We start from the raw sequence: 26,551 nt of genomic DNA, 5'->3' as shown, positions 1-26,551 counted from the left end.
CCGTGGAATCCGGCTACGGGACGACGACGATCTTCGAACCGATCGTCGCGAATGCCCACATCGCGTCGCCGTCCGCCGGTGTCATCCGCACGCCGCCCGTCCGCAGATTCGGGTCCGGCTTCGCCATCGTCCCGTCCACGGCCGCGCTGAAGCCGATCGCGACCTGCTCGACATCGGCGAACCGCACCACGTGCTCGATGTCCACGCCGTCCGATCCGGTGACCTGCCCGGAGCGTGAGGTGACCTGATACGTCCCCGGGGGCGGGTTCACGGTGCTCGGCATGACCACGAAGGTCCGCGGCTTCCGACCCGCCGCCTCGCCCACCAGCCACACGCGCTTGGCGGCCAGCGCGTACACGACGCGCTGGCCGGTGCCCGACCGCGCGGGCACCGGGTGCGCGTCCTTCTTCTTCTCCTTGGCCGCGGGGGCGCCCGACGCCGAGGTGCCCGGCTTCTTGGGCGACGCGAGGTCGTCCGGCACGTTCGCCGAAGCCTGGTACGCGAGGAAACCGACGGCGGCCACGGCCAGCGCGGTGAGCCCGGCCACAAATCCCGAGCTGCTCCTGGACACCTTGATCCACCTCTCGTACGTACGTATGCGTGGTGACGTTAGCAGCAGCCGGCGGGGCGGCCGGGCTGCCGTGCCCGGCCCCAGGGGCGCCCGGGGGAGCCGTAGGCTGTTTGTGTGCTCCTGCTCGCCGTTGATACCGCCACGCCCGCCGTCACCGCCGCCCTGCACGACGGTGTCTCCGTCCTCGCCGCCGAGAGCCAGGTCGACTCCCGGCGCCACGGCGAACTGCTGCTGCCCGCCGTAAACCGCGTCCTCGCCGAGGCCGGTCTCCCGCTCGGAGCCGTGACGGACCTGGTCGTCGGCGTCGGCCCCGGCCCGTACACCGGACTGCGCGTGGGCCTCGTCACGGCCGCGGCCTTCGGCTCGACGCTCGGGGTGCCGGTCCACGGCCTGTGCACGCTGGACGGACTCGCGTACGCCGCCGGGCTCGACGAGCCCTTCGTGGTCGCGACGGACGCGCGCCGCAAGGAGGTCTACTGGGCGCGCTACGCCGACTCCCGTACGCGGCTGACCGAGCCCGCCGTCGACCGGCCCGCCGACATCGCGGCCGAGCTGGCCGGGCTGCCGGTCGTCGGGGCCGGCGGCACGCTCTACCCGGAGGCGTTCCCGGACGCGCGCGGACCCGAGCACCAGTCGGCCGCCGCGCTCGCGTCCCTCGCCGCCGGGAGACTCGCGGCGGGCGACGGCGACGCGTTCCTCCCCGCGCTGCCCCTCTATCTGCGCCGTCCCGACGCGCAGGTACCCAAGAACTACAAGGTGGTCACCCCGAAGTGACCGACACGACGCTGCGCGAGATGCGCTGGTGGGACATCGAGGCCGTGCTCGCCCTGGAGTACGAGCTGTTCCCCGAGGACGCCTGGTCACCGGGGATGTTCTGGTCCGAGCTGGCCCACGCGCGCGGGCCCGCCGCCACCCGCCGCTACGTGGTCGCCGAGGCCGACGACGGCCGGATCGTCGGCTACGCCGGACTCGCCGCGGCCGGTGGTCTCGGCGACGTACAGACCATCGCCGCCGCCCGCGACCGCTGGGGGACCGGGCTCGGCTCGCGGCTGCTCACCGATCTCCTCCAGCACGCCACCGCCTTCGAGTGCGAGGAGGTCCTGCTCGAAGTGCGGGTGGACAACCCCCGCGCGCAGAAGCTGTACGAGCGGTTCGGCTTCGAGCCCATCGGCTTCCGCCGGGGCTACTACCAGCCGGGCAACGTCGACGCCCTCGTCATGCGCCTGTCGATGCACGACGAACGGGGCGTCCCCAGACAAGGAACAGAGATCAATGGCTGACGAACCTCTCGTCCTCGGCATCGAGACCTCGTGCGACGAGACGGGCGTGGGCATCGTCCGCGGTACGACCCTGCTCGCCGACGCCATCGCCTCCAGCGTCGACGAGCACGCCCGCTTCGGCGGCGTCGTACCGGAGGTCGCCTCGCGCGCGCACCTGGAGGCCATGGTGCCGACGGTCGAGCGTGCGCTGAAGGAGGCCGGGGTGAGCGCCCGCGACCTCGACGGGATCGCGGTCACGGCCGGTCCCGGGCTGGCCGGGGCGCTGCTGGTCGGGGTGTCGGCCGCGAAGGCGTACGCGTACGCGCTCGGCAAGCCCCTCTACGGCGTGAACCACCTCGCCTCGCACATCTGCGTCGACCAGCTGGAGCACGGACCGCTGCCCGAGCCGACGATGGCGCTGCTGGTCAGCGGCGGGCACTCGTCGCTGCTGCTGGCGCCGGACATCACCGCCGACGTACGGCCCCTGGGCGCGACCATCGACGACGCGGCGGGCGAGGCCTTCGACAAGATCGCGCGCGTGCTTCAACTGGGCTTCCCCGGCGGCCCGGTGATCGACCGGCTCGCCCGCGAGGGCGACCCGGCGGCGATCGCGTTCCCGCGCGGACTCACCGGTCCGCGCGACGCGCCCTACGACTTCTCCTTCTCCGGCCTCAAGACGTCGGTCGCGCGGTGGATCGAGGCGAGGCGCGCGGCGGGCGAGGACGTTCCCGTACGGGACGTGGCCGCGTCCTTCCAGGAGGCGGTGGTGGACGTGCTGACGCGTAAGGCGGTGCGCGCCTGCAAGGACGAGGGCGTGGACCATCTGATGATCGGCGGTGGTGTCGCCGCCAACTCCCGGCTGCGCGCGCTGGCCGCCGACCGGTGCGAGCGGGCGGGAGTCCGGCTGCGGGTGCCGCGGCCGGGGCTGTGCACGGACAACGGTGCGATGGTCGCCGCGCTCGGCGCCGAGATGGTGGCGCGGAACCGGCCCGCGTCTGACTGGGACCTCTCGGCGGACTCCTCGCTGCCGGTGACCGCGACCCACGTACCGGGCCACCGGCATCCTCACGACCATGTGCACGAGGTCGGCAAGGAGAACCTCTACTCATGACCGTCGCGCTGATGTGGGAGGCCAAGGCCGCCCCCGGCCGGGGCGAGGAGCTGCTGGAGTGGGCCCGTGCGCGGGCTCTCACCCCCGCCCCGCAGCGCCGCGAGACGCTCACCGCGCCCGGCGGCCGGGTGCTGGTGATGACCTGGTGGGAGGCGCCGTACGGTGCGGACCTGCCCGAGATCCCGGAGCCGGCCGGCGATCTGGTGGCGCGGGCCGTGCACCGCTGGCGGTTCGAGACGGCCGACTGACGGACCGGAGAAATAAATCGCGGCGTGTGTCGATCCTGGCCCGGCCCGTTCGACGCAAGGGTGAGAGGCGGGAAACAGCCCGCCACCGCACACCGAGGAGTCACCATGCCGCGCTTCATGACCCTGATCCACCTCGACGAGTCCAACCAGCCGGTCGAGGGCCACAGCGCCGAACTGGGCGAGCGGATGGGGAAGCTGGCCGAGGAGATGAACAAGGCCGGCGCCATGCTGGAGACCGGCGGGCTGCACCCGTCCGCCGAGGGGACCCGGGTGACCTGGTCGGGCGGCAAGCTGTCCGTCACCGACGGGCCGTTCACCGAGTCCAAGGAGGTCATCGGCGGTTACTCGATCGTCCAGGCCAAGACACAGGCCGAGGCCGTCGAGTGGGCCAAGCGGTTCCTCCAGATCCACGAGGACTACTGGACCCTGACCGCCGAGACCCGTCAGATCGCCGAATAGCCGGCGCCCCCGGCGTCCGTTTGCCGTCCGTCCGCCCCGGTGTTCTGATGGGTGGCCGTGACGGCAGACGGCGAGGGCGGCGGCAGCGCGGGCGCGGTGGAAGCGGTGTTCAGGATCGAGCAGTCCCGGATCATCGCCGCCGTCGCACGCGTCGTACGCGATGTGGGCATCGCCGAGGAACTGGCGCAGGACGCCCTGGTCGCCGCCCTGGAACAGTGGCCGGAATCAGGGGTTCCGGACAATCCGGGCGCATGGCTCATGGCCACGGCCAGACGCCGCGCCATCGATCTCGTACGCCGCCGCGAGACCTACGCGCGCAAGCTCGCCGAGGTCGGCCGCACTCTTGAGGACTCCGCTCCGCCGCCCGAACCCGCCGAGGCGGACGACATCGACGACGACCTGCTGCGCCTCGTCTTCGTCTCCTGCCACCCGGTCCTGTCCACCGAGGCGCGGGTCGCCCTCACGCTGCGGCTGCTCGGCGGCCTCACCACCGAGGAGATCGCCCGCGCCTTTCTGGTGCCGGAGCCGACCGTCGCCCAGCGCATCGTGCGCGCCAAGCGCGGTCTCGCCAAGGCGGGCGTCCCCTTCGAGGTGCCGTACGGCGCGGAGCGCGAGGCGCGCCTGGCGTCCGTGCTGGAGGTCATCTATCTCGTCTTCAACGAGGGCTACTCCGCGACCGCCGGGGACGACCTGCTGCGCCCCGGCCTGTGCGAGGACGCGCTGCGGCTCGCGCGCGTGCTGGCCGGGCTGATGCCAAAGGAGCCCGAAGTGCACGCCCTGGCCGCCCTGTTGGAGCTTCAGGCGTCCCGTATCGCCACCCGTACCGGCCCCGACGGCGCGCCCGTCCTGCTCGCCGACCAGAACCGCGCCCGCTGGGACCGGCTGCTGATCCGCCGTGGTGTGGAGGCCCTGACCCGGGCGAGCGCGCTGGACGGCGTCCCGGGCCCGTACGCACTCCAGGCCGCGATCGCCGCGTGTCACGCGAGGGCGGCGACGTACGAGGAGACGGACTGGGCCACGATCGCCGCGCTGTACGGGCGGCTCGCCGCGCTCACGCCCTCGCCCGTCGTGGAGCTGAACCGCGCGGTCGCCGTCTCGATGGCCGAGGGGCCGGAAGCGGGCCTGGCGCTGGTCGACGCGCTGGCGGCGGTGCCGGCGCTCAAGGGCTACCACCTGCTGCCGAGCGTGCGCGGGGATCTGCTCGCGAGGCTGGGGCGTACGGAGGAGGCGCGGGCGGAGTTCGTACGGGCGGCCGGGCTGACCCGCAACGAACGGGAGCGCACGCTGCTGGAGGAGCGGGCCGCCGGGCTCTGAGCCGGCCGGCCGCCCGATCTGCCCTCCTCATGCCTCGGGCAGCGTCTCGCCCGTCTCCAGCATGGTCTTGAGGCTCGACAGCAGCGCCGGCCAGCCCTCGCTGACGCTCGACAGGATGGTGGATCCGGGCCCGAAGCCGTCGTGGATCACGGTCAGCTTGACCATGGCGCCCATCGGCTCGATCTCGAAGGTCACCTTCGACCGCTCCTCGGCCGCCGCCCTGGCGCGGTACTCCTCGCCCAGCCCGGCCGCCTCGGCGAACTCCGGCGTCATGGTGTGCCAGGTGTAGGAGAGGCGGCGGTACGGCTCCGACTCCAGCACGACCTGCTCGGGGTCGGTGATCCTCACGCCGAACTGCTCCCAGGACATCTCCGACCCCGCCCGCCAGTCCGACTTGAACGTCACGCCCCAGTAGCGCGTGGTGAAGGCCGGGTCGGTCAGTGCCCGCCAGAGCTTCTCGGGGGTGGTCCTGATGTAGGTGCGGTAGACGAACGCGGGGTCGCCGTTGCCGTTCGTGGTCATGGTGGTGTCCTCCAGTGCCGTTCTGAGGTCCGCGAGGGCGCTCGCCCGCCCGCGGTCGTACTTGTCCATCCAGCGGTCGGCGATGGCGTTGATCGGCACGGCGTTGAGGTAGTGGAGCTTCTCCCTGCCGCGCCGCAGGGTGGTGACGAGGTTCGCCGCTTCGAGCACCGCCAGGTGCTTGCTGACCGACTGCCTGGCCATGTCGAGCTCGGCGCACAGCTCCCGCAGGCTCTGCCCGTCGCGGGCGTCGAGACTGTCCAGCAGGCGGCGCCGGCCGGGATCGGCCAGCGCTTTGAAGACTTCGTCCATCACGCGTCACCCTCGACCCTTGATATGCAGCCATTCAGCTGCCTATAAGTTAGGCAGCCAAGTGGCTGCATGTCAATCGGTGCGGGCCCCTCTCGTGGAGCGGTGGTGGTGATCCCCGGCGGATCGGTGATGATCACGGGCGATAGCCTCCCCGGATGTTCCGTCGTGCGCCGTTACCGCCCCCTCCGCCGCCCGCGCACCTGCGTGACTGGCCCGACCGTGAGTCGCTGCTCGCGGAGCGTGCGGCCGCGATGACGGAGTTGCAGCGGCGCGGGCTCTCCCTCGTGCGGATGCTGCGGCTCTGGTCGCTCGGGCTCGGCGCGGGGCTGGGGTGGGTCCTGTTCAGCCTCGGGCTCGGCCATTTCGAGGACCGGACGGCCGACTACATCACTGGGCTGGTCGAACTGGGCCTCGCTCTTGTCGTCCTGGTCCCCGCCGTGATCGGCGCCGGATTCGGCGTCGCCAAGGACCGTGCCGTGCGCGAGAGGCTCGACGCCTGGGCCGAGCTGGCGCCGGATCCCGGGAGCGACCACGGGCTGCGCGCGGGCACCCGGAGCGGAGTGTGGCTGGGAATGTCCGTCGCGCTGTGTGTCATAGGGCTGGGGCTGGCCCTGACGGGCGGTGGCCAGCCGGACTCCGCGGGCCTCGGCGAGGTGGCGTATCTCGTCGGAATCGGTGTGATAGCGCTGGTCATCGGCGTGCTCGGCGCACTCCGGGTCGTACTCCACCAGCGGTGGGCCGGGCACGTACTCAGCCCGGCGCCGGAGCGTGGGCGCGGCGGTGCGCACCGCTGAAAATGTGATTTACGGGACGTGAGTGGCGCGTGATGTCCGGATGTGGCCCGAAGTCGCCCCCCGCTCTCTGAGGCCGTTCCTACGCGGTCCGTTCTATCCTGGGGGGAACGCATGCGCCAATTCATTGGGTGAAGGGGCGGCGGATGAACTGGCTGTGGTGGATTTTCGTCTTCTTCATGGTCGGTGGCTTCAGCTGGGTCGCCGATACGGGCCGGAGCGCGCTGCGCACCCGGCACGAGCGAAGAGTGGAGCGCATCAAGCTCCTTGAGGGCGGCCGGCTCGCCCTGGAGGAGTCACACAGGCCGCCGGAGCCCGTCTGCGGGTGTACGCACCATCTCGCCAAGCATGACAAGCAGGGCAAGTGCCACGAGAACGTCGAGGTGGCGACTGCCTGGGACGAGAACAAGAAGCCGAAGCGGTACGAGCTGGCGCAGTGCAACTGCCAGCAGTACGTCGGACCGCAACCGCTGTCGCGGATCTACGCGGACGAGATCACGGACCTGGACCAGCTGCTTCTCGACGCCCGGATCAGGGACGCGGAGCTGAGGCCGGGCGGGCCCGAGGCGCCGAAGGCGTCCGAGAAGGCCGAAACGCCCGAGACGTCCGAGATCCCGGAGATGTTGAAGAAGAAGCCGGAGCAGCCCAAGGCGCCGGGGGACAAGGGCAAGGACCCGGACCAGGACTGACGGGCGCCGCCGGGGGGTCCTGGCCGCGCGCCCTCAGGTGCCCGGCGCGCCGCTGACCGCCGCGAACAGCACCAGGGGCTCCTCCGCGTCCATCTGCCCCACCCCGACGGCGACCAGCCGCCCGCCCACCCGCCACGTCTGAAGGTCGCCGAAGTAGCCCAGGTCGAACAGTGCCGCGTAGAACGGCGGCACCGGCTCCCCGGCCAGATGCCGGTCGCCGTACTCCTCCAGCCCGACGGTCAGGTGCGTGCCCCACCGGGTGTCGAGGGCGAGGACCACTCCCCACAGCTCCGTCTCGTACTCGTCGGTGACGGCCGCGTGGAGGTCGCCGTCCTCGTCCTCGTAGAAGTCGGGGCTGACCCGTAGCGCGACGATCGCGAAGTCCGCGCCGGCGCCGGAGCGGCCGGGGTCCACGCCGTCCGGCCAGGGCGGGGCGTACGGCGCGGTGGCGAGCCGTTCGACGGCGGCGGTCCGCGCGTCGACCGCCGCCTTGAAATCGAGCGGGTCGCGTTCCCCGCCCGTGGCCGCCGGAGCCCCCGAGGTCACAGCTTCGGCCGGTCCGCCGGTGTGGGCAGCGGCTCCAGCGCGCCCGCGTCGGCGAGCGTCTTGTGCGCCGCGAGCACCGCGTCCGTGGTGGCACCGATGTTCAGTACGACTCCGCCGGGCCCGGCTTCCAGGCGTGGCGCGGCCAGGTCGGCGGGCACCCGCGCGGCCCGGTTGGCCGACACGAAGACCGACCAGCCGCAGCGCGGGTGCGAGGCCCGCAGGCCGTACGCCGACTTCAGCGCGTTGAACAACTCGCGGTCGTGAGCGCTCCCCGTGTCCGCGTCCCAGACGTCCGCCACGGCGGCCAGAGCCTCGGGAAGCCGGTCCACGAGCGGCGCGGGGGCGTCCGGGGAGCCGGGGAAGAGCAGCAGCGTCGCGCTGAACGGGGTGTATCCGTCCGTACCGCCCGCCCCCACCTTGAGCTGCGCGTATCCGCCGTCCTGGCGCCGGGCCACGACGACGGCCGTGCGGCCGATGATGTCCGCGTCGTCGTGCGGGTTGGCCGCCTCGATCGCCGTGGTGAACGCGCCGACGTCGTCCGGCACCGCCTCGCCGGGCGCGGCGCCGTCCGTGTCCCACCGCCACTCGGCCAGGTCACCCGCCGACAGGCCGGTCAGCCGCCCCAGCAGGTCCAGCCAGCGCCCGGCCAGTTCCTGGGAGGACTCGGGCCTGGGTCCCCAGGACGCCTTCACGATGGTTTCGCTCGCCATGCTCGACACTCCGATCGTGCTCCTGCTTCCCGCTTCTCACTTCTTCCAGGGCGTGTGGACGACGTCCACGTCCACCCCAGCATCGTCGAACGCCTTCTGTGCGGCGTCGGCGGCCTGCTTGTTGGAGAAGTTCCATTCAACCGGCTTGCCGTTCGCCGCCCGCACCTGGCGCCTGGCCTGTTCGACCCACTTGGTGGCCTGTGCGGGTTCCAGAGTGCCATCCGGGCGGACCTTGCCCCCGTAACCGAACTTTGCCTCCTTGAACTTCTGCCCGGCGGAGTCCCAGCCGTCGAAGTCGACGTCCCGGCCGGTGTCCGGGTCCTTCACGGCGTACTCCTTGCCGCGCTTCACCCCCGAGACCTGCTCCTGGAACCGCATCCAGCGCTCCATGGCGGGGTTGTACGCGACCGACTTCTTCGTTTTCCACTTGCCGTCGCCGAGATCCGCCGAGCCCTTGCGGGGGTTCTTCAGGTCGCCGTACCAGGACGGCTTCTTCCACTTGGAGACCGCCTTGCGGCCGGCCTCCTTCTGCGCTTCCTTCGCCGCGTCGGCGTCCTTCTTGGCCTGCTCGGCGGCGTCGATCTCCTCCTGGCTCGCGCCGTCGCACTTCTTCTCGAACGGCAGGAGTACGGGGACACCGTTCGCGCGGTAGACCGCCGCGGTCCGCCCGGCGGCGTTGACACCGCCGCTGAGCGAGGGGGTCCCGGCGCCGGGCCCGCCCGATCCGCCCGGGAGCCGGCCCCCGATCGGGCCGGAGCTGATCAGACAGCCCTTCTCCGCCAGCTCCTTCCGGGCGTCGTCGGCGTGCTTCTGGGCCTCCTTCGCCGCGTCGTCGGCCGCTTTGACGTCGCCCTTCTCCGCGGCCTTCCGGGCCCGGTCGGCGGCCTCCCCGGCCTTGTCCGCCGCCTTGCCCAGTTTTCCGAGCTTGCCCAACTTGCCGATCTTGCCGACTTTTCCGCCGACCTTCGCCGCGTTGTAGCCGGGGATGAAGATCGAACCGACGTTCCACACGACGTCGGTGACGGCCCGCGTCTTCTCGCCGTTGTTCCACCGGTCGCGGACCTCGTCGCCCACGAAGATGTCGTCGCCGACGCCGACGACCGTGTTCACGGACGCACCGCCCCAGTCGGTCAGCGCGTCGAGGTAGTCACCCTTCGCCCACTTGTCCCCGGCGTCCTTGGCGTCCTCCGACCACTTGTCGCCCAGGCCGCTGCCGTAGTCCTTCAGCCCGTCCCAGGTGCCGCCGGGGTCGGTGACCATGTCCCAGACGCCGGTGACGTCGCCCCAGAAGCCGTCCACGGCGACGCCCTTGACGACCTGGGTGATCCGGTCGCCCGCGCAGGAGAAGAAGCCCCAGCCTCCGCAGTCCTCCTGCTCCTCCCCGTCGCCACCGTCGTCCCCGTCGTCGGCGGCGGCCTGGTCCTCCTCCCAGCCGGGTTCGTCGGCGGCGGCGTCGGTCCGGTCCTCGTCGGTCTCGACGCCCACGGGGACGATGCCGCCGTTCTCGCCGTCCCGCGCGTCGCCGGGATCACCTGGGCCGCCGGGGTCTCCCGGGTCCCCGGGGTCACCGCCGGGTTCGTCCTGGCCGTCGCCCGCCTCGACCGAGTCGCCGTCGGCGGCCGGGCACGCCGTACCCGTGATCGAACAGACCGCGGACTGGAGGCCGTTGGATATCTGTCCGCCGACACCGCTCAAGGTGAGCCCGACGATGATCGCGGCGACGAGGACGAACAGCCCGAGGTATTCGAGCGCCGTCTGGCCCCCGTCGCTCCGCCACCTGATGAACCGGCTGTACGAGAACGGCCGGCGCTCCGCCCGCCGTTCCACGGCGAGCCTTGTCCACTCCCGGCTCTCGGAGCGGCTCAGGAAGACGAGGATCAGTATGGGCAGCAGGAGTTGGGTGAAGCCCTGGACGGAGCCCTCGGTGATGTTGGAGATGCCTCCGGCGATCAGCCACGCCTGGACGGCGATCAGCGCTCGCCACTCCCACACGCCGCCGGTCCACAGCCGCCGGGACAGCAGCCAGCCGGCCGTGCCGGGCGCCGCGGCCCACACCACGAGGCCGAGCATCTCCGCGTCCACCGCGTCGGCGTCGGCGGCCGAGAGAAGCAGGCCGATCCCGCCCAGCACGGTGAAGCCGAAGAGCGCGTGGATCAACCACCGCGCGACGTACAGCGGTTGGGGCATGTCGCGCCGCCCGGACGGATCGGGCGGTGTCCAGACACCGCCGTACGCCGATGCTCCCCCGTAACCAGCCATTCCGAGCCCCCAACCACCTTTACGAACCACAGCGTTCAGGCAGCACGTAACAGGCCGCCCCACAGCGGAGCTTATGACCTGAGCACGTCAGTAGGCATGGGCCCAGAGACCCAAAACCCTCTCAAATGTGCCCCGGCGCAGGGCGGTTCGGGATGATTGGCGAGGATCGGCGGCGGTGGACCCGAGCCGTGAGTGTGCCGGACCTCACGCCCTCACGGCGGGCCGGCCGAGCAGCATCGTCGGCGCGCCCGCGACCCGGGTGAGGAAGACCGTGGCCGAATTCCGGCCCTTGAGCTTCATCTTCCGCCGCAGCTCCTCCGGTTCGACCGGCGAGCCGCGCTTCTTGACCGTCAGGACGCCGACCTCGCGCTCGCGGAGCAGGGCCTTGAGCCGCTTGAGGCTGAAGGGCAGTTCGTCGGTGATCTCGTACGCGGTCGCGTACGGGGTCGGGCGCGCCTCGTCCGCCGTGATGTACGCGATCGTCTCGTCGATCAGCCCGCCGTCCAGCTCGTCGGCGGCCTCGGCGACCAGATGGGCGCGGATGACGGCGCCGTCCGGCTCGTACAGATAGCGGCCGACCTTTCTGACCCCGGGGTCCGGCAGGCCGCGGCCGGTGAGGGTGACTCCCGCCGGGAGCAGGGTGGCGCGCCGGGCGCCGGGCGTGACCCGGCGAGGACCCTCGGAGGCACTCGCGTCGTACCAGAGCACCGCCTCCTTGACGTCGCCGCCGTCGGAGATCCACTCGGCCTCGAAATCGTCGGGGACCAACTCGTGCGGGATGCCAGGCGCGATCTTGATACCGCCGGCGCCGACACCACGTACCGCCTCGATCGCCCAGGAGAGTGGCGGCGAGTACGCCTCGGGGTCGAAGATCCGCCCCCGGCCGCCGCGCCTCGCCGGGTCGATGAACAGGGCGTCGGGAGCGGGCGCCGCCGTCAGGTCGTACGTCATGACGTCCGCGCACACGACGGCCGGCGGCGGGGCGTCGGGCGCGAGCGTACGGACGTTGTGCGCGGCGATCTCGCAGGCCGCCGGCGAACGGTCGACGGCGGTCACGGCGAACCCCGCGCGGGCCAGCTCGATCGCGTCGCCGCCGATGCCGCAGCACAGATCCGTGATCCGCGCCGGGCCCCCGTCCCTCGGGCAGATGTCCCGGAACCGGGCCGCCCGGTGGGCCGCGACCGTCGTGCGGGTGGCCTGCTCGACGCCGTCCGGCGTGAAGTACATGCGGTACGCGTCCCGCTCGCCGAACTTCGCGACCGCCCGCTGTCGCAGCCGGGCCTGCGCGAGGGCCGACGAGACCAGCTCGGCGGGGTGGTCGCGGCGCAGCCGGGTCGCCAGGGCCAGCTCCTGCGCGGGGTCGTGGTCGCGAAGGGCGGCGAGCAGGGCCTGGCCCTCCTCGGAGAGGAGCGGGGACAGGGGTGCGGGGGTGCGGTCGTTCACCCGGCCATTGTGGGCCAGCCGGGGGACCGTCATCGCTCCCCGGCGGTGTCGGCCGGGCGCGTGGACCGGGCGCTGACAGGATGCGGCGCCATGCAACTAGTACGACAAAACGAAGATAAGCCCTCAGAGCATCCGAAAAGGCACCCGGGCGGGCGGACACGGACCCTCGCCGCCGCACTCCTGATCGCCGTGCTCGCCGCCGCCTGCGCGGGGGAGTCCGGCGGCCGTGACGGCAGTGGCTCGGGCGGGCGGAGCGGGGACGGTGGCGGCGGTGGCGGTGGACCCGTGGAGTCCGCCCCGGGGACACCCGGCCGGGCCGGGCCCGGGGCCGAGGCCGGCAAGAAGGCCGAGGTCGCCGCCGTCGCCAAGGCCCAGGCCCTGCGCGCCGTGGCCGCCAAGAAGTGGAAGCTCGCGAAGACCCCGCTCGCCGCGCCCCCGCCCCCCGCGGTGAAGCCGCGGATCACCACCCGCAAGGGCTTCGAGGTGACGGGCGGCGCGACCCTGCCGCCGGTCTTCACCTCCGTCCCGACGAAGGAGAGAGTCGTCTTCCTGACGATCGACGACGGCGCCGAGAAGGACCCCGAACTGCTGCGGATGATGGGCGAGTTGAGGATCCCGTACAGCGCCTTCCTCAGCGACTACGTCATCAACGACGACTACGCCTACTTCAAGAAGATGCAGTCCCGCGGCGTCTCCCTGCACAACCACACGCTCACCCACCCCTACCTCCCGGGGCTGTCCTACAAGGAGCAGAAGCGGGAGATCTGCGGCCAGCAGGAGAAGATCAAGAAGCGGTTCGGGAAGCGGCCCGAGCTCTTCCGGCCGCCGTACGGCAACTACGACGCGGGCACCCTTCGCGCCGCCAAGTCCTGCGGCGTCAAGGCGGTCCCGCTGTGGTCGTCCGAGGCGTTCCCCGACCACATGGAGTGGCGCGAGTGGGACCGGGACCTGCATCCCGGCGACATCGTCCTCACGCACTTCCGCGGGAAGGACGAGTGGAAGGGCTCGATGCCCGACATGATCCGGCATGTCATGAAGACGATCACGGACAAGGGCTACGCGGTGGCGAAGCTGGAGGACTACGTCTAGTTCACGGCCCGAGGGGCCCTCTTCGGGGGGTCGGACGGCGGCGGCGCGCGGAGCCCGACTGGCACTCAGCTTGACCGAGTGCTAATCGCGGTCATAGTGTCATGTCTGGCACTCCCCACTGGAGAGTGCCAATGCGTGACAGGACAGGTCCGGCACCCGCGACGACGGATCGAGCCCGGTCGCGCCACCCAGACAGTTAACCCCGTGAGATCTCCGAAGGGGGAGGTCGGATCGTGACGACCGCCAGCACCAAGGTTGCCATCAAGCCGCTCGAGGACCGCATTGTGGTCCAGCCGCTCGACGCAGAGCAGACCACGGCCTCTGGCCTGGTTATTCCGGACACGGCCAAGGAGAAGCCCCAGGAGGGCGTCGTCCTGGCCGTCGGTCCGGGTCGCTTCGAGAACGGCGAGCGTCTTCCGCTCGACGTTTCCGTCGGCGACGTCGTTCTGTACAGCAAGTACGGCGGTACTGAGGTGAAGTACACGGGCGAGGAGTACCTCGTCCTCTCGGCTCGCGACGTGCTCGCGATCATCGAGAAGTAATTCCACACAGTCCGCTGTGAACTGCGCCCCTGGCCCCCGCATCGCCGGGCGGCCCGGGGCGTAGTTCGTTGTTCGTTCGAGAGGACAAGAGAAAGCTCCCATGGCGAAGATCCTGAAGTTCGACGAGGACGCCCGTCGCGCCCTTGAGCGCGGCGTCAACAAGCTTGCCGACACGGTGAAGGTGACGATCGGCCCCAAGGGCCGCAACGTCGTCATCGACAAGAAGTTCGGCGCGCCGACCATCACCAACGACGGTGTCACGATCGCCCGCGAGGTCGAGCTCGACGACCCGTACGAGAACCTCGGCGCCCAGCTCGTGAAGGAGGTGGCGACCAAGACCAACGACATCGCGGGTGACGGCACCACCACCGCCACCGTGCTGGCCCAGGCGCTGGTCCGCGAGGGCCTGCGCAACGTCGCCGCCGGTGCCTCCCCGGCCGCCCTGAAGAAGGGCATCGACGCCGCGGTCGCCGCCGTCTCCAAGCAGCTGCTGGACACGGCCCGCCCGATCGACGACAAGACCGACATCGCCGCCGTCGCCGGGCTCTCCGCCCAGGACCCGCAGGTCGGCGAGCTCATCGCCGAGGCGATGGACAAGGTCGGCAAGGACGGTGTCATCACCGTCGAGGAGTCCAACACCTTCGGCCTGGAGCTGGAGTTCACCGAGGGCATGGCCTTCGACAAGGGCTACCTCTCGCCGTACATGGTGACCGACCAGGAGCGTATGGAGGCCGTCCTCGACGACCCGTACATCCTGATCAACCAGGGCAAGATCGGCTCCATCCAGGACATGCTCCCGCTGCTGGAGAAGGTCATCCAGGCGGGTGGCTCCCGGCCGCTGCTGATCATCGCCGAGGACGTCGAGGGCGAGGCGCTCTCCACCCTCGTCGTCAACAAGATCCGTGGCACCTTCAACGCCGTCGCGGTGAAGGCCCCCGGCTTCGGTGACCGCCGCAAGGCCATGCTCGGCGACATCGCCACCCTCACGGGCGCGACCGTCATCGCCGAAGAGGTCGGCCTCAAGCTCGACCAGGCCGGTCTCGACGTGCTGGGCACCGCCCGCCGCGTCACGGTCTCCAAGGACGACACCACGATCGTCGACGGCGGTGGCGAGAGCACCGAGGTCGCCGGCCGTGTCAACCAGATCAAGGCCGAGATCGAGTCCACGGACTCCGACTGGGACCGCGAGAAGCTCCAGGAGCGCCTCGCGAAGCTGGCCGGCGGCGTGTGCGTGATCAAGGTCGGCGCCGCCACCGAGGTGGAGCTCAAGGAGAAGAAGCACCGTCTGGAGGACGCCATCTCCGCGACCCGCGCCGCGGTCGAGGAGGGCATCGTCTCCGGTGGTGGCTCCGCCCTGGTGCACGCCGCCAAGGTGCTGGAGGACGGCCTGGGCAAGACGGGCGACGAGGCCACCGGTGTCGCGGTCGTCCGCCGCGCCGTGGTCGAGCCGCTGCGCTGGATCGCCGAGAACGCCGGTCTTGAGGGCTACGTCATCACCGCGAAGGTCGCCGAGCTCGACCTGGGTCACGGCTTCAACGCCTCGACCGGCGAGTACGTCGACCTGGTGAAGGCCGGCGTCATCGACCCGGTCAAGGTCACCCGTTCCGCGCTGGAGAACGCCGCTTCCATCGCCTCCCTGCTCCTCACGACCGAGACCCTGGTCGTCGAGAAGCCGGCCGAGGAAGAGGCCGACGCCGGTCACGGCGGTCACGGCCACAGCCACTGAGGCAAGCAGCTCCGTGGTACACGCGCCGAGGCCCGGCGCCCCTTCGGGGGTGCCGGGCCTCGGCGCGTGTCCGTTGGATCCTCGCGTGTCCGGCCGACCTTCGCGTGTCCGGCGCGCGTTCCGGTGTACGGCTCAGGCCGAGTGCGGCAGCGCCGAGGGGTGTACGGGATCCCCGAACGGCAGCCCCTTCGCGTACCGCTCCACCTCGTCCAGCGCCTGATCGGTCATCCGGTGGACCTCGCCGCCCAGTGAGCCCGCGACGTGCGGGGTCAGCAGCACGTTCGGCAGGTCGTACAACGGTGAGTCCGGCGACGGCGGTTCGGGGTCCGTCACGTCGAGCACCGCGCTCAGCCGGCCGGAGACCAGCTGCGGGAGCAGCGCGGTCTCGTCGATCAGCGAGCCGCGCGCGGTGTTGATCAGCGTGGCCCCGTCCGGCATCGCCGCGAGCTGGGCGGCGCCGATCATCCCGTCCGTCGCCGGGACCTGCGGAGCGTGGACGGACACCACCTGGCTCCGCGCGCACAGCTCGATCAGCGTCACCGGTTCGACACCGAGCGCGGCGGCCTCGGCGGCGTCCACGTACGGGTCGTACAGCAGGACGTCGAGGTCGAACGGCCGGAGCAGTTCGATCACCCGGCGGCCGATCCGGGACGCGCCGACGATGCCGACCGTACGGCGGTAGTTGCCCGCCCCGCCCAGCTCCTGGTGCCAGTCGTGGGGGGCGCGCAGCTCCCGGTGGCGGTGGGCCGTGCCGAAGACGCGCTTGCCCGCGAAGAGGATCGCGGCCAGCGTGTACTCGGCGACGGGCCTGGCGTTGGCCGCCGCCGCCGAGGCGACCACGATGCCCCGCTCCCAACAGGCGTCCGTGATGTGGTGCTTGACGGTGCCCGCCGCGTGCACGACGGCGCGCAGCCGGGGCGCGGCGTCGAGCACCTCGGCGGTGATCGGGGGCGCGCCCCAGCAGGTGATCAGCAGTTCGGCGTCCGCGAGCGCGGCGGCGACGGCCGGGTCGAGACCGGGGCCGGTGAGGGTGTGGGCGACGAGCCGCGGATCGGTGCGTACGAGGCCGGTCAGCCGGGAGAGACGGTCCGGCGAGAACAGCCGCTCCGCGATGCCGGGACTCATCGAGAGCAGTGCGGAAGGCCGATTGTCAGTGGCGTCGTGCATGGTGGAAGTCGGTCTCCTCGTGGGTCCGCGTGGGTCACTTCGGGCGTCGGACGACGCTACTTGACGCTGCCGGCGGTGAGTCCGGCCTTCCAGTGTCGCTGGAGGGTGACGAAGGCGATGATCAGCGGGGTGACGGCGAGCAGGGAGCCGGTGACGACCATGGGGTAGAAGGTCGGGTCGGCGTTGGCGTTGCTGTGCCAGTTGAAGAGGCCGAGGCTCAGGGGGTAGAGCTCGCGGTCCGAGAGCATCACGAGGGGGAGGAAGAAGTTGTTCCAGATCGCGGTGAACTGGAAGAGGAAGATCGTCACGAAGCCCGGCATGATCATCCGCAGCCCGATCGACCAGAAGGCGCGCAGCTCGCCCGCCCCGTCGATACGGGCCGCCTCCAGGGCCTCGTCGGGGATGTAACCCGCGCTGAAGATCCGGGCCAGATAGACGCCGAACGGGTTGACCAGCGCCGGGATCAGCACCGACCAGTAGGTGTTGACGGTGCCCGTCTCGACGGCCAGCAGATACAGGGGGAGCGACAGCGCCGTGGACGGCAGCAGCACGCCCAGCAGGACGAGCGCGAACAGCTTCTCCTTCCCCCGGAACCGGTATTTGTCGAAGGCGTAGCCCGCCGCGACGCTCACCAGCGAGCAGCCGAGGGCGCCGATTCCCGCGTAGAGCAGGGAGTTGCCGTACCACTGGAAGTAGATGCCGTCCTGGTAGGACGTCAGCTCGGAGAGGTTGTGGCCGAGGTCGAAGCCCTCGAAGGAGAAGACGTCGCCGCCGAGGAGGTTGCCGGCGTCCTTGGTGGCGGCGGTGACCAGCCAGATCAGCGGGAAGAGCGTGTAGACGGCGGCGATCAGCAGCACGCCGTTGACCGCGGTCTTCGACAGCCAGCGGTTGGCGGTCGGCCGGCCGGCCGGTACGGGGGCGCGGCCGGTGCGGTGGTTCGGGGTCTGGAGCTGGGCGGTCGGGTCGACCACGGTCGGGGACGTCATGCCCGTGCCCCCTTCCGGTTGGAGAATCGGGTGACGACGAAGGAGAGCAGGGCGGCGACGAGCGCGATGAGGACGGACGCCGCGGCGGCGAGCCCGTAGTCGTTGCGTTCGAACGCGGCGCTGTAGGCGTACATGTTGGGTGTCCAGGTGCTGGTCACGGCCGAGCCGCTGCCCCGGTTGAGGATCAGCGGTTCGGTGAAGAGCTGGAGCGAGCCGATGACCGTGAAGAGGAGGACGAGCATCAGCGAGGAGCGGATCAGCGGGATCTTGATGGCGAAGGCGAGCCGCCAGTTGCCGGCGCCGTCCACGGTCGCCGCCTCCAGCAGGGAGCGGTCGACGGCCTGGAGCGAGGCGTAGAAGATCACGACGTTGTAGCCGAGCCACTCCCACAGCGCGATGTTGACGATCGCGGGCAGGGTGCCCTCGGAGGAGAAGAAGTCGAAGCCGATGCCGCCGGACTCCATCGCGGAAACGACCGGGCTGAGTCCTGGTGTGTAGAGATAGATCCAGATCAGGGCGGCGATCAGACCGGGGATCGCGTGCGGCAGGAAGAGCGCGAGCTGGAAGAACCGGCGGGCGCGGGCCATGGCGGTGTCCAGCAGCAGCGAGATGACGAGCGCGCCGCCGACCATCAGCGGGATGTAGAGGGCGCAGTAGCCGAGCAGCACCCAGAAGCCGTCACGGAACGCCTCGTCGCCGAGGGCGGCCGTGTAGTTGCCGAGGCCGTGGAAGACGGTCCTCGGGCCGTCGAAGCCGAGGCCCGACTGCTTCTCGGTGAAGAGGCTGAGATAGACGGCGTAGCCGACCGGGATGATCATCGCGACGGTGAAGAGCGCGAAGAAGGGGGTGAGGAGGGCGGCCGCGGCGATCCCGGTACGGGCTTTGGTGGTGCGGGCTTTGGTGGTGCGGGCCTTCGTGGTGCCGGTCCCGGCGGTCTTGCTGCTCATGAGGCGTCCTCGACATTCAGTCCGCGCTTCTTCGCGTCGGCCACGGTCGCGTCGTGTGCTGTCCCGAGCGCCTTACGGAGGGTCGAGCTGCCGCCGACCACATTGCTGAGTTCGTCGCCGAGCGCGTTGTTGGTGGCGCCCGTGCTCGGGCCCCAGAGCCAGTCGGGGTCCACGGACGCACCGGCCTTCTCGTACAGGGAGTAGAGGTCCTGACCACCGAAGAAGCTGGTGTCGAAGGCCTTCCTGGCGACCGGCACCAGACCGGGCGCGGCGGGCAGGGCGCTCGATGTGCTCGCGCCGATCCGGGCCTTGATACCGGCCTCGGTGGTGGACATCCAGAGGGCGAACTCGACGGCCGCCGCGGTCTTCCGGCTGTCCTTGCTGACGGCGAAGGTCGACCCGCCGATCATGCCGCTCGCCGGCCGGCCCGCGTCCCAGCTCGGCACCTGCGCGGCGGCCCACTTGCCCTTCTGCTCCGTCACGATGCCCGACAGGACACCGGCGCCCCACGAGGCACCGAGATAGCCGACCGTGGTGCCCTGCTTGAGCGAGCCGGTCCATTCGGGGCTGAACGACGAGGCGGTGGAGACCAGTTGGTCGTCGATCATCCCCTGCCAGTACTCCGCGGCCTTGACGCTCGCCGGGTCCGTCGTGTCGACCCGCCAGCTGTCCCCGGCGGTGTCGAACCACTGGCCGCCGGCCTGCCAGGCCATGGCCTGGAAGAAGGTCGGGTCGTCGGGGAAGAAGGTGGCGATCCGGGTCTTCGGCTCGGCCTTCTTGATTTTCTCGGCCGCCGTGCGGAACTCGTCCCACGTCTTCGGCGGCGCGATGTCGTGCTTCTCGAAGAAGTCCTTGCGGTAGTAGAAGACCTGGGGCGAGGCGTCGAAGGGGATGGCCCAGTTCCGGCCGCCCAGCGTGGTCAGCTCCACGGCCTGCGGCAGGAACTTCTTCTTGACGTCCTCGGTGAGAAAGCCGCTCAGATCCTGGAGCGAACCCTGGCTGACGAACTGCGACAGCTGCGGATACTCGATCGAGAGCAGATCCGGCGCGATGCCCGCCTTCACCGCGTTGGCGATCTTGGGATAGCCGCCGAGACCGCCGGAGGGTATCTCCTCGAACTTGACCTTGATCGTGTCGTGCGAGGCGTTGAACGCGTCCACGACCTCCTTCGACCCCTTCGTCCAGGCCCAGAAGGTGAGGGTCACGGGGTCTTCGGCGGTGCCTCGGGCGGGTGCCTGGCCGCCTTCACCGCTGCACGCCCCGAGGGCGGCGAGAGCGGACAGCGCGGTGAGGGCGCTGACGACGGTGCGGATGGGACGGGACCACGGATGGCTCACGGCTCGGGCTCCTGTACGGCGGGGGACAGGCGGTGGCCGTGATACTTCGATCCGTCGTGAGCGGAGTCAAGAGCGAAAGATTGATTGATCGAAAAATGATCGAACTTGCCTGGGTGCGGGGCCGGAGCGGCGGGCCGGACGGGGCTTCTGAAACACGCCCTAGCGGGCCGGCGGGCCGCCGCACGAGGCGCGGACCCGGAGGCTCGGCAGCAGGTCCAGATGGACCCGGGGCTCGGCCTCGTCGGCGGGCACCGTCAACCGTCCGACCAGCAGTTCCGCCGCGTGCCGCCCCACCGCGCGCTTCGGCGGCGCCACGGCGGTCAGCGGGGTGTCCGCGAGGGCGGCGACCTCGTCGTCGTACGTGATCAGGGAGAGGTCGTCCGGCACCCGTACGCCCAGCTCGGCCAGGCGCCGCACCATCCAGGTCGCGTCCTCGTCGTTGTGCATCAGCGCCGCCGTCGCCCGCCCGGCCCGTACGGCGGCGGCCAGCCCCCGCGCCGCCTCCTCGAAGAGCGCGGGGCGCCGCTCGGCCGACGACGAGTCCAGTACGGGCAGCGGCGCCCGCAGCCCCATGGCGTCCAGCGCCCGCGCGTATCCGGCGCGCACGGCCATCGCGGTCGGGCTGTCGGCCCTGGCCACCAGCAGCGGGGTCCCGTGCCCGAGCCGGATCAGATGCCGTACGGCCAGGAGCACCCCGTGCGCGTGGTCGGAACGGACCCGGTCCAGATCGTCCAGCGGCCCGCCCGGCACACCGAGCCGCTCCACGAGCACCGTGGGGACCGGCAGCGCGGCGACCCAGTCGCCGTACCGTTCGGGGTGGTCCGGCGCCGTCCAGCTGGGGGCGACCAGCAGCCCCTGCGCACCGGCGGCGAGCAGCCCGGCCGCGTGCGAGGCGTCGTCCTCGGACCGGTAGTCGGAGACGCGCAGGATGAGGCGGGCGCCGAGCCGGGCCGCCGCCTCGTGGGCGCCGCGGATCACCTCGGCGAAGTAGTACGCGGCGGCCGGCGCCAGCATTCCGATCACCGGGCTGCCGGCCCCCGGCGCGCTCCCGGCCGGCCCCTGCCCGCGCGGCCAGGACACCGAGCCGTGCGCACGGTCCAGCAGCCCGCGGGCGGCCAGAGCCTCCACGTCCCGGCGCGCGGTGACGGGCGCGACACCCAGTCGCTCGGCGAGATCCGACACCCGTACGGTGCCGCGCTCACGCACCAGATTCAGCAGTCGGTCATGACGTTCGGCGGCACCTTCGCGCACGGTGGCAGTCCCTCCGGAGGGTGATGCGGTGATGGCCCGGCGCGACGACTCTAGTGCAGCGTGATCGAACGACGGAAGTTCCGGTCATTCGATCGCCAAGTGATCGCCCTTCGGCCGCTCCGACCGCCCCGCGCTACTGCGGGCCGTACTTCCGCCCGGTCTTCGACGTGAGCCCGCCGAGCAGCCCGCGGGGCGCCAGCTTCACCGCGCTCATCAGCGCCTTGTACCGGGGATCGGGCACCGACACCACCTTGCCGCGCGCCAGGTCGTCCAGCGCGGCCGTCACCAGCTTGTCGGCGTCCAGCCACATCCAGTTGGGGATGTTCTCCGTCCCCATGCCCGCCCGGTCGTGGAACTCCGTCCGCGTGAAGCCGGGACAGAGCGCCATCAGCCGCACCCCTGTTCCCTCCAGGTCCCGGGCAGCGCCCTGTGTGAACTGCACGACCCACGCCTTCGACGCGCCGTACGTCCCGCGCGGCACGAACGCGGCCACCGACGAGACGTTCACCACCCCGCCCCGCCCGCGCTCCCTCATTCCGATGACGGCCGCCGACGTCAGCCGCAGCATCGCCTCGCAGTGCACCTTCAGCATCGTCAGCTCGTCGGCCATCGAGACGTCGAGGAACCGGCCCTTGTTCCCGAACCCCGCGTTGTTGACCAGCAGATCGATGGGGTGCTTACGGTCCCCGAGACGCTCCTCGACCGCGGCGATGCCCAGGTCCGTGGAGAGGTCGGCGGTCAGTACCTCCGCCTCGATGCCGTGCAGGTCGTGGAGTTCGGTCGCCTGGTGCTGAAGGCGCTCGGTGTCGCGCGCGACCAGGACCAGGTTGTGGCCGCTTCCCACCCCGCCGGACCGGGTGGTCCCGCCCGCCGCCAGCCGCCGCGCGAACGCGGCGCCGATCCCCGCTGTCGCGCCCGTAATCAAAGCAGTCGTCATAGGCGGCACGTTAGACGGTCGCGCGCCCGGCGCGAACGGCTGTCCGACGGGCGGAAGGCGCCCCCGGCGTACCTCTCGCCGTCCCGCTGCTGTCCCCGGGCTTCGCGTTACACGGCCCCGGCACTCTCGGTGCTGCCGACCGCGCCGTCGGCACCACCGCCGGCCGGGCCCGGGACCCTCCCGGCGCCGACCGCCCCGCCGCCGTGTTTCGCCACGTACTCCCGCGCGGTCCTCAACTCCTCGATGTGCAGCGCCTCTCCGGCGGCCAGCACGTGCGGCAGCAGCTCACGCTCGGTGGTCACGGCCCGGAAGGCGAGAGCCACCGTCACCTCGTGGTCGGGCCGGTGCACGATCTCGACCGGGTCGCCCGCCCGGACCTCACCGGGCACCAGGACCCGGAAGTACGCACCGGTGACGCCCTGTTGGGTGAACCGCCTGACCCATCCCCTCTCACCGAGCCAGCCGGCGAACGTACGGCACGGGATCCGGCCGCTCGTGGCCTCCAGCACCAGATCGGGACCGACCCGCCAACGCTCCCCGATCTTTGTCCCGTTGAGATCGAGACCGGACGTCGTGAGATTCTCGCCGAAGCCGCCGTTGGCCAGCGGGCGCCCCAACTCCCGCTCCCAGAAGTCGAGATCCTCCCGCGCGTACACGTACACGGCCTGGTCGCTGCCGCCGTGATGGCGCAGATCGCACACCGTGTCCCCGACGAGACCGCTCGCGCCCGTGCCTTTCCGGCCGGGATCGCGCACCGCGACCGGGCCGTCCACCGGCTGTTTGTCGATACCGGTCTCGCCCCCCGGCGCGTCCGTGTACGCGACGGTCTTGGGACGGCCCACATTGACGGTCAGAACTCTCATGCCAGGCACGCTAACCCGCCGCCCCGGTCCCACGCCTCTCAAATGCTCCGCCTCCAATTTCTTCGTCCCCCCAAGCATCCCTTATGTTTGGAGGGTGCTCGAAGCCCGTCATCTCCGTGTCCTGCGCGCCGTCGCCGCCACCGGCTCCTTCTCCGCGGCGGCGCGGGAGCTGGGCTGCACCCAGCCCGCCGTGAGCCAGCAGATGAAGGTCCTCGAAGCCTCGGTCGGTACGACCCTGCTGATCAGGACCAGCCGGGAGATGCGCCTCACCCAGGCCGGCGAAGTACTCGTACGGCACGCGACGGGCATCCTGTCGGGACTCACCGCCGCCGAGGAGGAGGTCGCCGCCATCGCGGGCCTGCGGGCAGGCCGGGTCCGGCTGGTCTCGTTCCCGAGCGGCAGCTCCACACTCGTCCCCGCCGCACTGGCCGCCCTGCGCGCCGCCCACCCCGGCACCCAGGTCTCGCTGGTCGACGCGGAACCGCCACGCTCCGTCGAGATGCTGCGCGACGGCGACTGCGACGTGGCGCTGGCGTTCCGTTACGACTCCGCCGGCGGATTCGAGGAGTGGGACGACCTGGTCGTACGCCCGCTGCTCACCGACCGGCTGGTGGGGCTGCTCCCCGTGGGCCATCCGCTGGCCGGGGCCACGACCGTCTCCATCGGGGACCTCGCCGACGAGTCCTGGATCGCGGGCTGTCCGCGCTGCCGTCACCAACTGGTGGAAGCCTGCGAGAAGGCGGGCTTCACCCCCCGTATCGACTTCGCGACGGACGACTACCCCGCGGTGATCGGCCTGGTCGGGGCCGGGCTCGGGGTGGCTTTCCTGCCGGAGCTGGCGATGGAGTCGGTGCTGCCGAAGGCCGCCCGTACGGTCACTGTCGAGCCCGCGGTCCGGCGGGAGATCGTCGCGCTCACCCTGCCCGATCTGGCGCGGGTCCCTGCGGTGGCGGCGACGCTGGATGAACTGGAACGGGCCGCGTCGCGCTGACACCGTCCACCGCGGGCCCTGTCCCCAACCCGCCGGTCCCGCCCCCACCCCCGCCCCTGCCCCCGCCCTCTGCCCCGCTCCCGCCGGTGACGGGAGCGCGATTCTCGGAGCGTGTGCGGCGCGGTCAGTGCAGAAACGTTTCTGCGCAATGTTTGTCGCAGGTCAGGTGCGTTCCGACCCGTTCGTCCCCGTGGTCGTGATCAGCCGGGTGCGCGCGCGCCCCATCAGTTCTTCGCGTTCGTCCTCCGTCAGCCCGCCCCACACGCCGTACGGCTCCCGCACCGCCAGCGCGTGCGCCGCGCACTGCGCGCGGACCGGGCATCTCATGCACACCTCTTTCGCGGAGGTTTCGCGAGCGCTGCGTGCCGCACCCCTCTCTCCCTCGGGGTGAAAGAACAGTGAACTGTCGACGCCGCGACAGGCCGCGAGGAGCTGCCAGTCCCACAGATCTGCGTTCGGTCCGGGAAGGCGGGAGAAATCTGCCATTGCTCATGTCCCTTGCATCCGTGGAGGCGGATATGGGTCGCCAAGCCGTCAGACGCGCCCCGAGACGCCGGTACGAGCCCGACGTGCCGACCACACCTGCTCACGACCGTACATCTCCTGTGTAAGTAGATGTAAATATGACTCATTGCGAATCTAGCCACAGACACCAGCAAAAGGGAAGAAATGGCGCTAAATGGGGCATGGCTCGGAGTGATCGCGCGATGACCTGCGAGGCTCTGCTCTGTGTGCACCTCCTCACGTAGAGTGCCGAAGGCGATTCAGGACCCGTAACTCTTTCGAGTGACCGTCGTTGAGTGATCGAGGCGGTTGAAGGAAGAAGCGATCGGGCACATGTCCGGTGGCGTCAATCGCACAGGTGACCACATGTACTCAGCCTGGAGGCTCAAGGTGACGCGCATCAGCTGCGGAGGGCGGCCATGACATCCGTCCTCGTCTGCGACGACTCCCCGCTTGCCCGAGAGGCGCTGCGCCGCGCGGTTGCGACCGTGCCCGGCGTCGAGCGCGTGACGACCGCGGCCAACGGTGAGGAAGTCCTCCGCCGCTGGGGCGCCGACCGCTCGGACCTGATTCTGATGGACGTACGCATGCCCGGTCTGGGCGGCGTCGAGACCGTCCGCCGGCTGCTGTCCGCCGACCCGGGCGCCCGGATCATCATGCTCACGGTCGCCGAGGACCTGGACGGTGTCGCGCTCGCGGTCGCCGCCGGCGCCCGCGGCTATCTGCACAAGGACGCGTCCCGCGCGGAGCTGCGCGCGACCGTCACACAGGCGCTCGCCGACCCGACGTGGCGGCTCGCCCCGCGCCGGCTCAGGTCGGCCGAGATGGGCGCCGCGCCCACGCTCACCGCGCGTGAGATCCAGGTGCTCGAAGGCATGAGCCACGGCCGGTCGAACGCGGAGATCGGGCGCGAGCTCTTCCTCTCGGAGGACACGGTCAAGACACACGCCCGGAGGCTTTTCAAGAAGCTCGGCGCATCCGACCGCGCACACGCGGTGGCCCTCGGATTCCGCTGGGGTCTGGTCCGTTAGGCGCTGGTCGGAGCCGTACGGGCAGCTCGTCCGGACAGTCGCGTAACCCCGTCTGCCCGTGCGGCGGACGGGGCGGCGGAGAGGGTCACCGGTGCCCGCCCGCCACAGTTTCCCGCCCGATGCCGCATCCTTGAGATGTGGAGTTCCTCGGGGACGAGTCGGGCGAGCGGAAGAGGAGGGCGCAGGAGATGAGTTCCGGCGCACCTGCTCATAACGCTTCGGTGCACAACTATGAACGCGGCGCCACGGATCGGCAGGCTCCGAGGCACCATGGGCGGATGCGCGATGACGAGACCACGGTGATCGGTGCGCTCGTTCACCGTGCCGTCGAGGGGGACGGGCAGGCCACGCACGATCTTCTGGCCCACGTACACCCCCTCGCGCTGCGTTACTGCCGCACCCGGCTCAACCGACTGCCGGGTGACGCCCGCCACTTCGTGGAGGACCTCGCGCAGGAGGTCTGCGTCGCGGTCCTGATGGCGCTCCCGCGCTACAGGGACACCGGCAGGCCCTTCGAGGCCTTCGTCTTCGCCATCGCCGCGCACAAGGTCGCCGATCTCCAGCGGGCCGCCATGCGGCACCCCGGATCGACGGCGGTGCCCTCGGACGAGATGCCCGAGCGGCCCGACGACTCCCTCGGCCCGGAGGAGCGCGCGCTGCTCAGCAGCGACGCCGAGTGGGCGAAGAAGCTCCTCGCCAACCTCCCGGACAACCAGCGCGAACTGCTGGTCCTGCGGGTCGCCGTGGGGCTGACCGCCGAGGAGACCGGCCAGATGCTGGGGATGTCGCCCGGCGCCGTACGGGTCGCGCAGCACCGCGCGCTCAGCAGACTGCGCGCGCTCGCCGAGCAGTAGCCGCACCCGGCCGCCGGGCCGGACGACGGCGGGCGACTCCGCGGGAGCGGGGACCGTGGAATCAGACGCCTCCGCTTCCCGTTAGCATGGACATC

The 26,551-nt window shown here is 71.1% G+C and carries 27 protein-coding genes and 1 pseudogene; 14 read left to right on the top strand and 14 right to left on the bottom strand.

The annotated features are described in order from the left end of the window. Positions 1 to 13: 13 nt before the first annotated feature. Positions 14 to 571 (bottom strand): hypothetical protein, encoded by a 558-nt coding sequence (locus tag IEY79_RS13145; RefSeq protein ID WP_229700842.1) that lies wholly within the window; start codon positions 569 to 571, stop codon positions 14 to 16. Between the two features lie 114 nt (positions 572 to 685). On the opposite strand from IEY79_RS13145, the gene tsaB reads away from it, so the two are divergent. From tsaB to IEY79_RS13115, 6 genes are all read left to right on the top strand, one after another. Continuing rightward, positions 686 to 1,345 (top strand): tRNA (adenosine(37)-N6)-threonylcarbamoyltransferase complex dimerization subunit type 1 TsaB, encoded by a 660-nt coding sequence (gene tsaB / locus IEY79_RS13140; RefSeq protein WP_189107620.1) that lies wholly within the window; start codon positions 686 to 688, stop codon positions 1,343 to 1,345. Positions 1,346 to 1,365: 20 nt separating this feature from the next. Then, on the top strand, positions 1,366 to 1,851 hold the full coding sequence (rimI, locus tag IEY79_RS13135; RefSeq protein WP_189107814.1) for a ribosomal protein S18-alanine N-acetyltransferase: 486 nt from the start codon (positions 1,366 to 1,368) through the stop codon (positions 1,849 to 1,851). Next, on the top strand, positions 1,844 to 2,941 hold the full coding sequence (gene tsaD, locus IEY79_RS13130) for a tRNA (adenosine(37)-N6)-threonylcarbamoyltransferase complex transferase subunit TsaD (protein ID WP_189107619.1): 1,098 nt from the start codon (positions 1,844 to 1,846) through the stop codon (positions 2,939 to 2,941). Before rimI ends, tsaD begins: the two co-directional genes overlap by 8 nt. Then, positions 2,938 to 3,189, top strand: a complete 252-nt coding sequence (locus tag IEY79_RS13125) for a hypothetical protein (protein ID WP_189107618.1) — start codon at positions 2,938 to 2,940, stop codon at positions 3,187 to 3,189. The genes tsaD and IEY79_RS13125 overlap by 4 nt, the downstream gene beginning before the upstream one ends. Positions 3,190 to 3,294: 105 nt before the next feature. Then, positions 3,295 to 3,648 carry a YciI family protein gene (locus IEY79_RS13120; RefSeq protein ID WP_189107617.1) on the top strand — a complete coding sequence of 118 codons (354 nt, stop codon included), beginning with the start codon at positions 3,295 to 3,297 and terminating at the stop codon, positions 3,646 to 3,648. Between the two features lie 51 nt (positions 3,649 to 3,699). Next, positions 3,700 to 4,962, top strand: a complete 1,263-nt coding sequence (locus IEY79_RS13115) for an RNA polymerase sigma factor (RefSeq protein ID WP_373292532.1) — start codon at positions 3,700 to 3,702, stop codon at positions 4,960 to 4,962. 27 nt (positions 4,963 to 4,989) lie between these two features. Here the strand turns inward: IEY79_RS13115 and IEY79_RS13110 are convergent, their stop codons facing one another. Next, a complete protein-coding gene (locus IEY79_RS13110; RefSeq protein ID WP_189107615.1) occupies positions 4,990 to 5,793 on the bottom strand; it encodes an ArsR/SmtB family transcription factor in 804 nt (267 codons plus the stop codon). Positions 5,794 to 5,948: 155 nt separating this feature from the next. Here IEY79_RS13110 and IEY79_RS13105 point away from each other — a divergent pair, with 155 nt between their 5' ends. Next, entirely contained in the window at positions 5,949 to 6,587 is a 639-nt protein-coding gene (locus IEY79_RS13105; RefSeq protein WP_189107614.1) for a hypothetical protein, read from the top strand. 143 nt (positions 6,588 to 6,730) lie between these two features. Continuing rightward, positions 6,731 to 7,087 (top strand): annotated as a pseudogene (locus tag IEY79_RS13100) (hypothetical protein); the annotation flags it as partial. Between the two features lie 219 nt (positions 7,088 to 7,306). Here the strand turns inward: IEY79_RS13100 and IEY79_RS13095 are convergent. The 4 genes from IEY79_RS13095 to IEY79_RS13080 form a co-directional block, all read right to left on the bottom strand. Then, positions 7,307 to 7,819, bottom strand: a complete 513-nt coding sequence (locus IEY79_RS13095; RefSeq protein ID WP_189107613.1) for a hypothetical protein — start codon at positions 7,817 to 7,819, stop codon at positions 7,307 to 7,309. Then, positions 7,816 to 8,529, bottom strand: coding sequence for a hypothetical protein (locus IEY79_RS13090; RefSeq protein WP_189107612.1), 714 nt, complete (start codon positions 8,527 to 8,529; stop codon positions 7,816 to 7,818). Before IEY79_RS13090 ends, IEY79_RS13095 begins: the two co-directional genes overlap by 4 nt. A gap of 36 nt (positions 8,530 to 8,565) precedes the next feature. Further along, positions 8,566 to 10,788: a Tox-REase-5 domain-containing protein gene (locus IEY79_RS13085; RefSeq protein WP_189107611.1), complete on the bottom strand. Its 2,223-nt coding sequence runs from the start codon at positions 10,786 to 10,788 to the stop codon at positions 8,566 to 8,568. 204 nt (positions 10,789 to 10,992) lie between these two features. Next, positions 10,993 to 12,264, bottom strand: a complete 1,272-nt coding sequence (locus tag IEY79_RS13080) for a THUMP-like domain-containing protein (protein ID WP_189107610.1) — start codon at positions 12,262 to 12,264, stop codon at positions 10,993 to 10,995. 57 nt (positions 12,265 to 12,321) lie between these two features. Between IEY79_RS13080 and IEY79_RS13075 the strand changes: the two genes are divergently transcribed. From IEY79_RS13075 to groL, 3 genes are all read left to right on the top strand, one after another. Beyond that, positions 12,322 to 13,320, top strand: a complete 999-nt coding sequence (locus tag IEY79_RS13075) for a polysaccharide deacetylase family protein (RefSeq protein WP_189107609.1) — start codon at positions 12,322 to 12,324, stop codon at positions 13,318 to 13,320. Positions 13,321 to 13,553: 233 nt separating this feature from the next. Next, entirely contained in the window at positions 13,554 to 13,862 is a 309-nt protein-coding gene (groES, locus tag IEY79_RS13070) for a co-chaperone GroES (RefSeq protein ID WP_189107608.1), read from the top strand. A gap of 100 nt (positions 13,863 to 13,962) precedes the next feature. After that, entirely contained in the window at positions 13,963 to 15,588 is a 1,626-nt protein-coding gene (groL, locus tag IEY79_RS13065) for a chaperonin GroEL (protein ID WP_189107607.1), read from the top strand. Between the two features lie 132 nt (positions 15,589 to 15,720). Here groL and IEY79_RS13060 read toward each other — a convergent pair whose 3' ends face one another. From IEY79_RS13060 to IEY79_RS13030, 7 genes are all read right to left on the bottom strand, one after another. Beyond that, the gene (locus IEY79_RS13060) at positions 15,721 to 16,755 is read right to left on the bottom strand and encodes a hydroxyacid dehydrogenase (protein WP_189107606.1); all 1,035 of its coding nucleotides are present in this window, start codon (positions 16,753 to 16,755) and stop codon (positions 15,721 to 15,723) included. A 56-nt stretch (positions 16,756 to 16,811) separates the two neighbouring features. Next, positions 16,812 to 17,741: a carbohydrate ABC transporter permease gene (locus IEY79_RS13055; RefSeq protein WP_229700841.1), complete on the bottom strand. Its 930-nt coding sequence runs from the start codon at positions 17,739 to 17,741 to the stop codon at positions 16,812 to 16,814. After that, the gene (locus IEY79_RS13050) at positions 17,738 to 18,688 is read right to left on the bottom strand and encodes a carbohydrate ABC transporter permease (protein ID WP_189107605.1); all 951 of its coding nucleotides are present in this window, start codon (positions 18,686 to 18,688) and stop codon (positions 17,738 to 17,740) included. Before IEY79_RS13050 ends, IEY79_RS13055 begins: the two co-directional genes overlap by 4 nt. Continuing rightward, positions 18,685 to 20,025, bottom strand: coding sequence for an ABC transporter substrate-binding protein (locus tag IEY79_RS13045; RefSeq protein WP_189107604.1), 1,341 nt, complete (start codon positions 20,023 to 20,025; stop codon positions 18,685 to 18,687). Before IEY79_RS13045 ends, IEY79_RS13050 begins: the two co-directional genes overlap by 4 nt. A gap of 159 nt (positions 20,026 to 20,184) precedes the next feature. Then, positions 20,185 to 21,276: a substrate-binding domain-containing protein gene (locus tag IEY79_RS13040; protein WP_189107603.1), complete on the bottom strand. Its 1,092-nt coding sequence runs from the start codon at positions 21,274 to 21,276 to the stop codon at positions 20,185 to 20,187. A gap of 133 nt (positions 21,277 to 21,409) precedes the next feature. Continuing rightward, positions 21,410 to 22,213, bottom strand: a complete 804-nt coding sequence (locus IEY79_RS13035; RefSeq protein WP_189107602.1) for an SDR family NAD(P)-dependent oxidoreductase — start codon at positions 22,211 to 22,213, stop codon at positions 21,410 to 21,412. A 107-nt stretch (positions 22,214 to 22,320) separates the two neighbouring features. Then, the gene (locus IEY79_RS13030) at positions 22,321 to 23,076 is read right to left on the bottom strand and encodes an MOSC domain-containing protein (RefSeq protein WP_189107601.1); all 756 of its coding nucleotides are present in this window, start codon (positions 23,074 to 23,076) and stop codon (positions 22,321 to 22,323) included. 94 nt (positions 23,077 to 23,170) lie between these two features. Here IEY79_RS13030 and IEY79_RS13025 point away from each other — a divergent pair, with 94 nt between their 5' ends. Then, positions 23,171 to 24,067 carry a LysR family transcriptional regulator gene (locus IEY79_RS13025; RefSeq protein ID WP_189107600.1) on the top strand — a complete coding sequence of 299 codons (897 nt, stop codon included), beginning with the start codon at positions 23,171 to 23,173 and terminating at the stop codon, positions 24,065 to 24,067. Positions 24,068 to 24,229: 162 nt separating this feature from the next. On the opposite strand, the gene IEY79_RS13020 is transcribed toward IEY79_RS13025, so the two are convergent. Beyond that, entirely contained in the window at positions 24,230 to 24,553 is a 324-nt protein-coding gene (locus IEY79_RS13020) for a WhiB family transcriptional regulator (RefSeq protein ID WP_189107599.1), read from the bottom strand. Positions 24,554 to 24,990: 437 nt separating this feature from the next. Here IEY79_RS13020 and IEY79_RS13015 point away from each other — a divergent pair, with 437 nt between their 5' ends. Then, entirely contained in the window at positions 24,991 to 25,602 is a 612-nt protein-coding gene (locus tag IEY79_RS13015; RefSeq protein WP_003948568.1) for a response regulator transcription factor, read from the top strand. Between the two features lie 278 nt (positions 25,603 to 25,880). Beyond that, positions 25,881 to 26,456 (top strand): sigma-70 family RNA polymerase sigma factor, encoded by a 576-nt coding sequence (locus IEY79_RS13010; RefSeq protein WP_189107598.1) that lies wholly within the window; start codon positions 25,881 to 25,883, stop codon positions 26,454 to 26,456. Positions 26,457 to 26,551: the final 95 nt, after the last annotated feature.

Source organism: Streptomyces camponoticapitis, assembly GCF_014646115.1.
Classification (GTDB): domain Bacteria; phylum Actinomycetota; class Actinomycetes; order Streptomycetales; family Streptomycetaceae; genus Streptomyces; species Streptomyces camponoticapitis.
Note: the sequence above shows the minus strand (reverse complement) of the source record. Positions and strands in the feature narration are given on the sequence as shown.

Bases quoted from the DNA above. Each gene is read 5' to 3' on its own strand.
- rimI (WP_189107814.1), top strand. From the start codon at position 1,366: ATGCGCTGGTGGGACATCGAGGCCGTGCTCGCCCTGGAGTACGAGCTG.
- tsaD (WP_189107619.1), top strand. From the start codon at position 1,844: ATGGCTGACGAACCTCTCGTCCTCGGCATCGAGACCTCGTGCGACGAG.
- IEY79_RS13125 (WP_189107618.1), top strand. From the start codon at position 2,938: ATGACCGTCGCGCTGATGTGGGAGGCCAAGGCCGCCCCCGGCCGGGGC.
- IEY79_RS13120 (WP_189107617.1), top strand. From the start codon at position 3,295: ATGCCGCGCTTCATGACCCTGATCCACCTCGACGAGTCCAACCAGCCG.
- IEY79_RS13110 (WP_189107615.1), bottom strand. From the start codon at position 5,793: ATGGACGAAGTCTTCAAAGCGCTGGCCGATCCCGGCCGGCGCCGCCTG.
- IEY79_RS13105 (WP_189107614.1), top strand. From the start codon at position 5,949: ATGTTCCGTCGTGCGCCGTTACCGCCCCCTCCGCCGCCCGCGCACCTG.
- IEY79_RS13090 (WP_189107612.1), bottom strand. From the start codon at position 8,529: ATGGCGAGCGAAACCATCGTGAAGGCGTCCTGGGGACCCAGGCCCGAG.
- IEY79_RS13085 (WP_189107611.1), bottom strand. From the start codon at position 10,788: ATGGCTGGTTACGGGGGAGCATCGGCGTACGGCGGTGTCTGGACACCG.
- IEY79_RS13080 (WP_189107610.1), bottom strand. From the start codon at position 12,264: ATGACGGTCCCCCGGCTGGCCCACAATGGCCGGGTGAACGACCGCACC.
- IEY79_RS13075 (WP_189107609.1), top strand. From the start codon at position 12,322: ATGCAACTAGTACGACAAAACGAAGATAAGCCCTCAGAGCATCCGAAA.
- groL (WP_189107607.1), top strand. From the start codon at position 13,963: ATGGCGAAGATCCTGAAGTTCGACGAGGACGCCCGTCGCGCCCTTGAG.
- IEY79_RS13060 (WP_189107606.1), bottom strand. From the start codon at position 16,755: ATGCACGACGCCACTGACAATCGGCCTTCCGCACTGCTCTCGATGAGT.
- IEY79_RS13055 (WP_229700841.1), bottom strand. From the start codon at position 17,741: ATGACGTCCCCGACCGTGGTCGACCCGACCGCCCAGCTCCAGACCCCG.
- IEY79_RS13050 (WP_189107605.1), bottom strand. From the start codon at position 18,688: ATGAGCAGCAAGACCGCCGGGACCGGCACCACGAAGGCCCGCACCACC.
- IEY79_RS13035 (WP_189107602.1), bottom strand. From the start codon at position 22,213: ATGACGACTGCTTTGATTACGGGCGCGACAGCGGGGATCGGCGCCGCG.
- IEY79_RS13030 (WP_189107601.1), bottom strand. From the start codon at position 23,076: ATGAGAGTTCTGACCGTCAATGTGGGCCGTCCCAAGACCGTCGCGTAC.
- IEY79_RS13020 (WP_189107599.1), bottom strand. From the start codon at position 24,553: ATGGCAGATTTCTCCCGCCTTCCCGGACCGAACGCAGATCTGTGGGAC.
- IEY79_RS13015 (WP_003948568.1), top strand. From the start codon at position 24,991: ATGACATCCGTCCTCGTCTGCGACGACTCCCCGCTTGCCCGAGAGGCG.
- IEY79_RS13010 (WP_189107598.1), top strand. From the start codon at position 25,881: ATGCGCGATGACGAGACCACGGTGATCGGTGCGCTCGTTCACCGTGCC.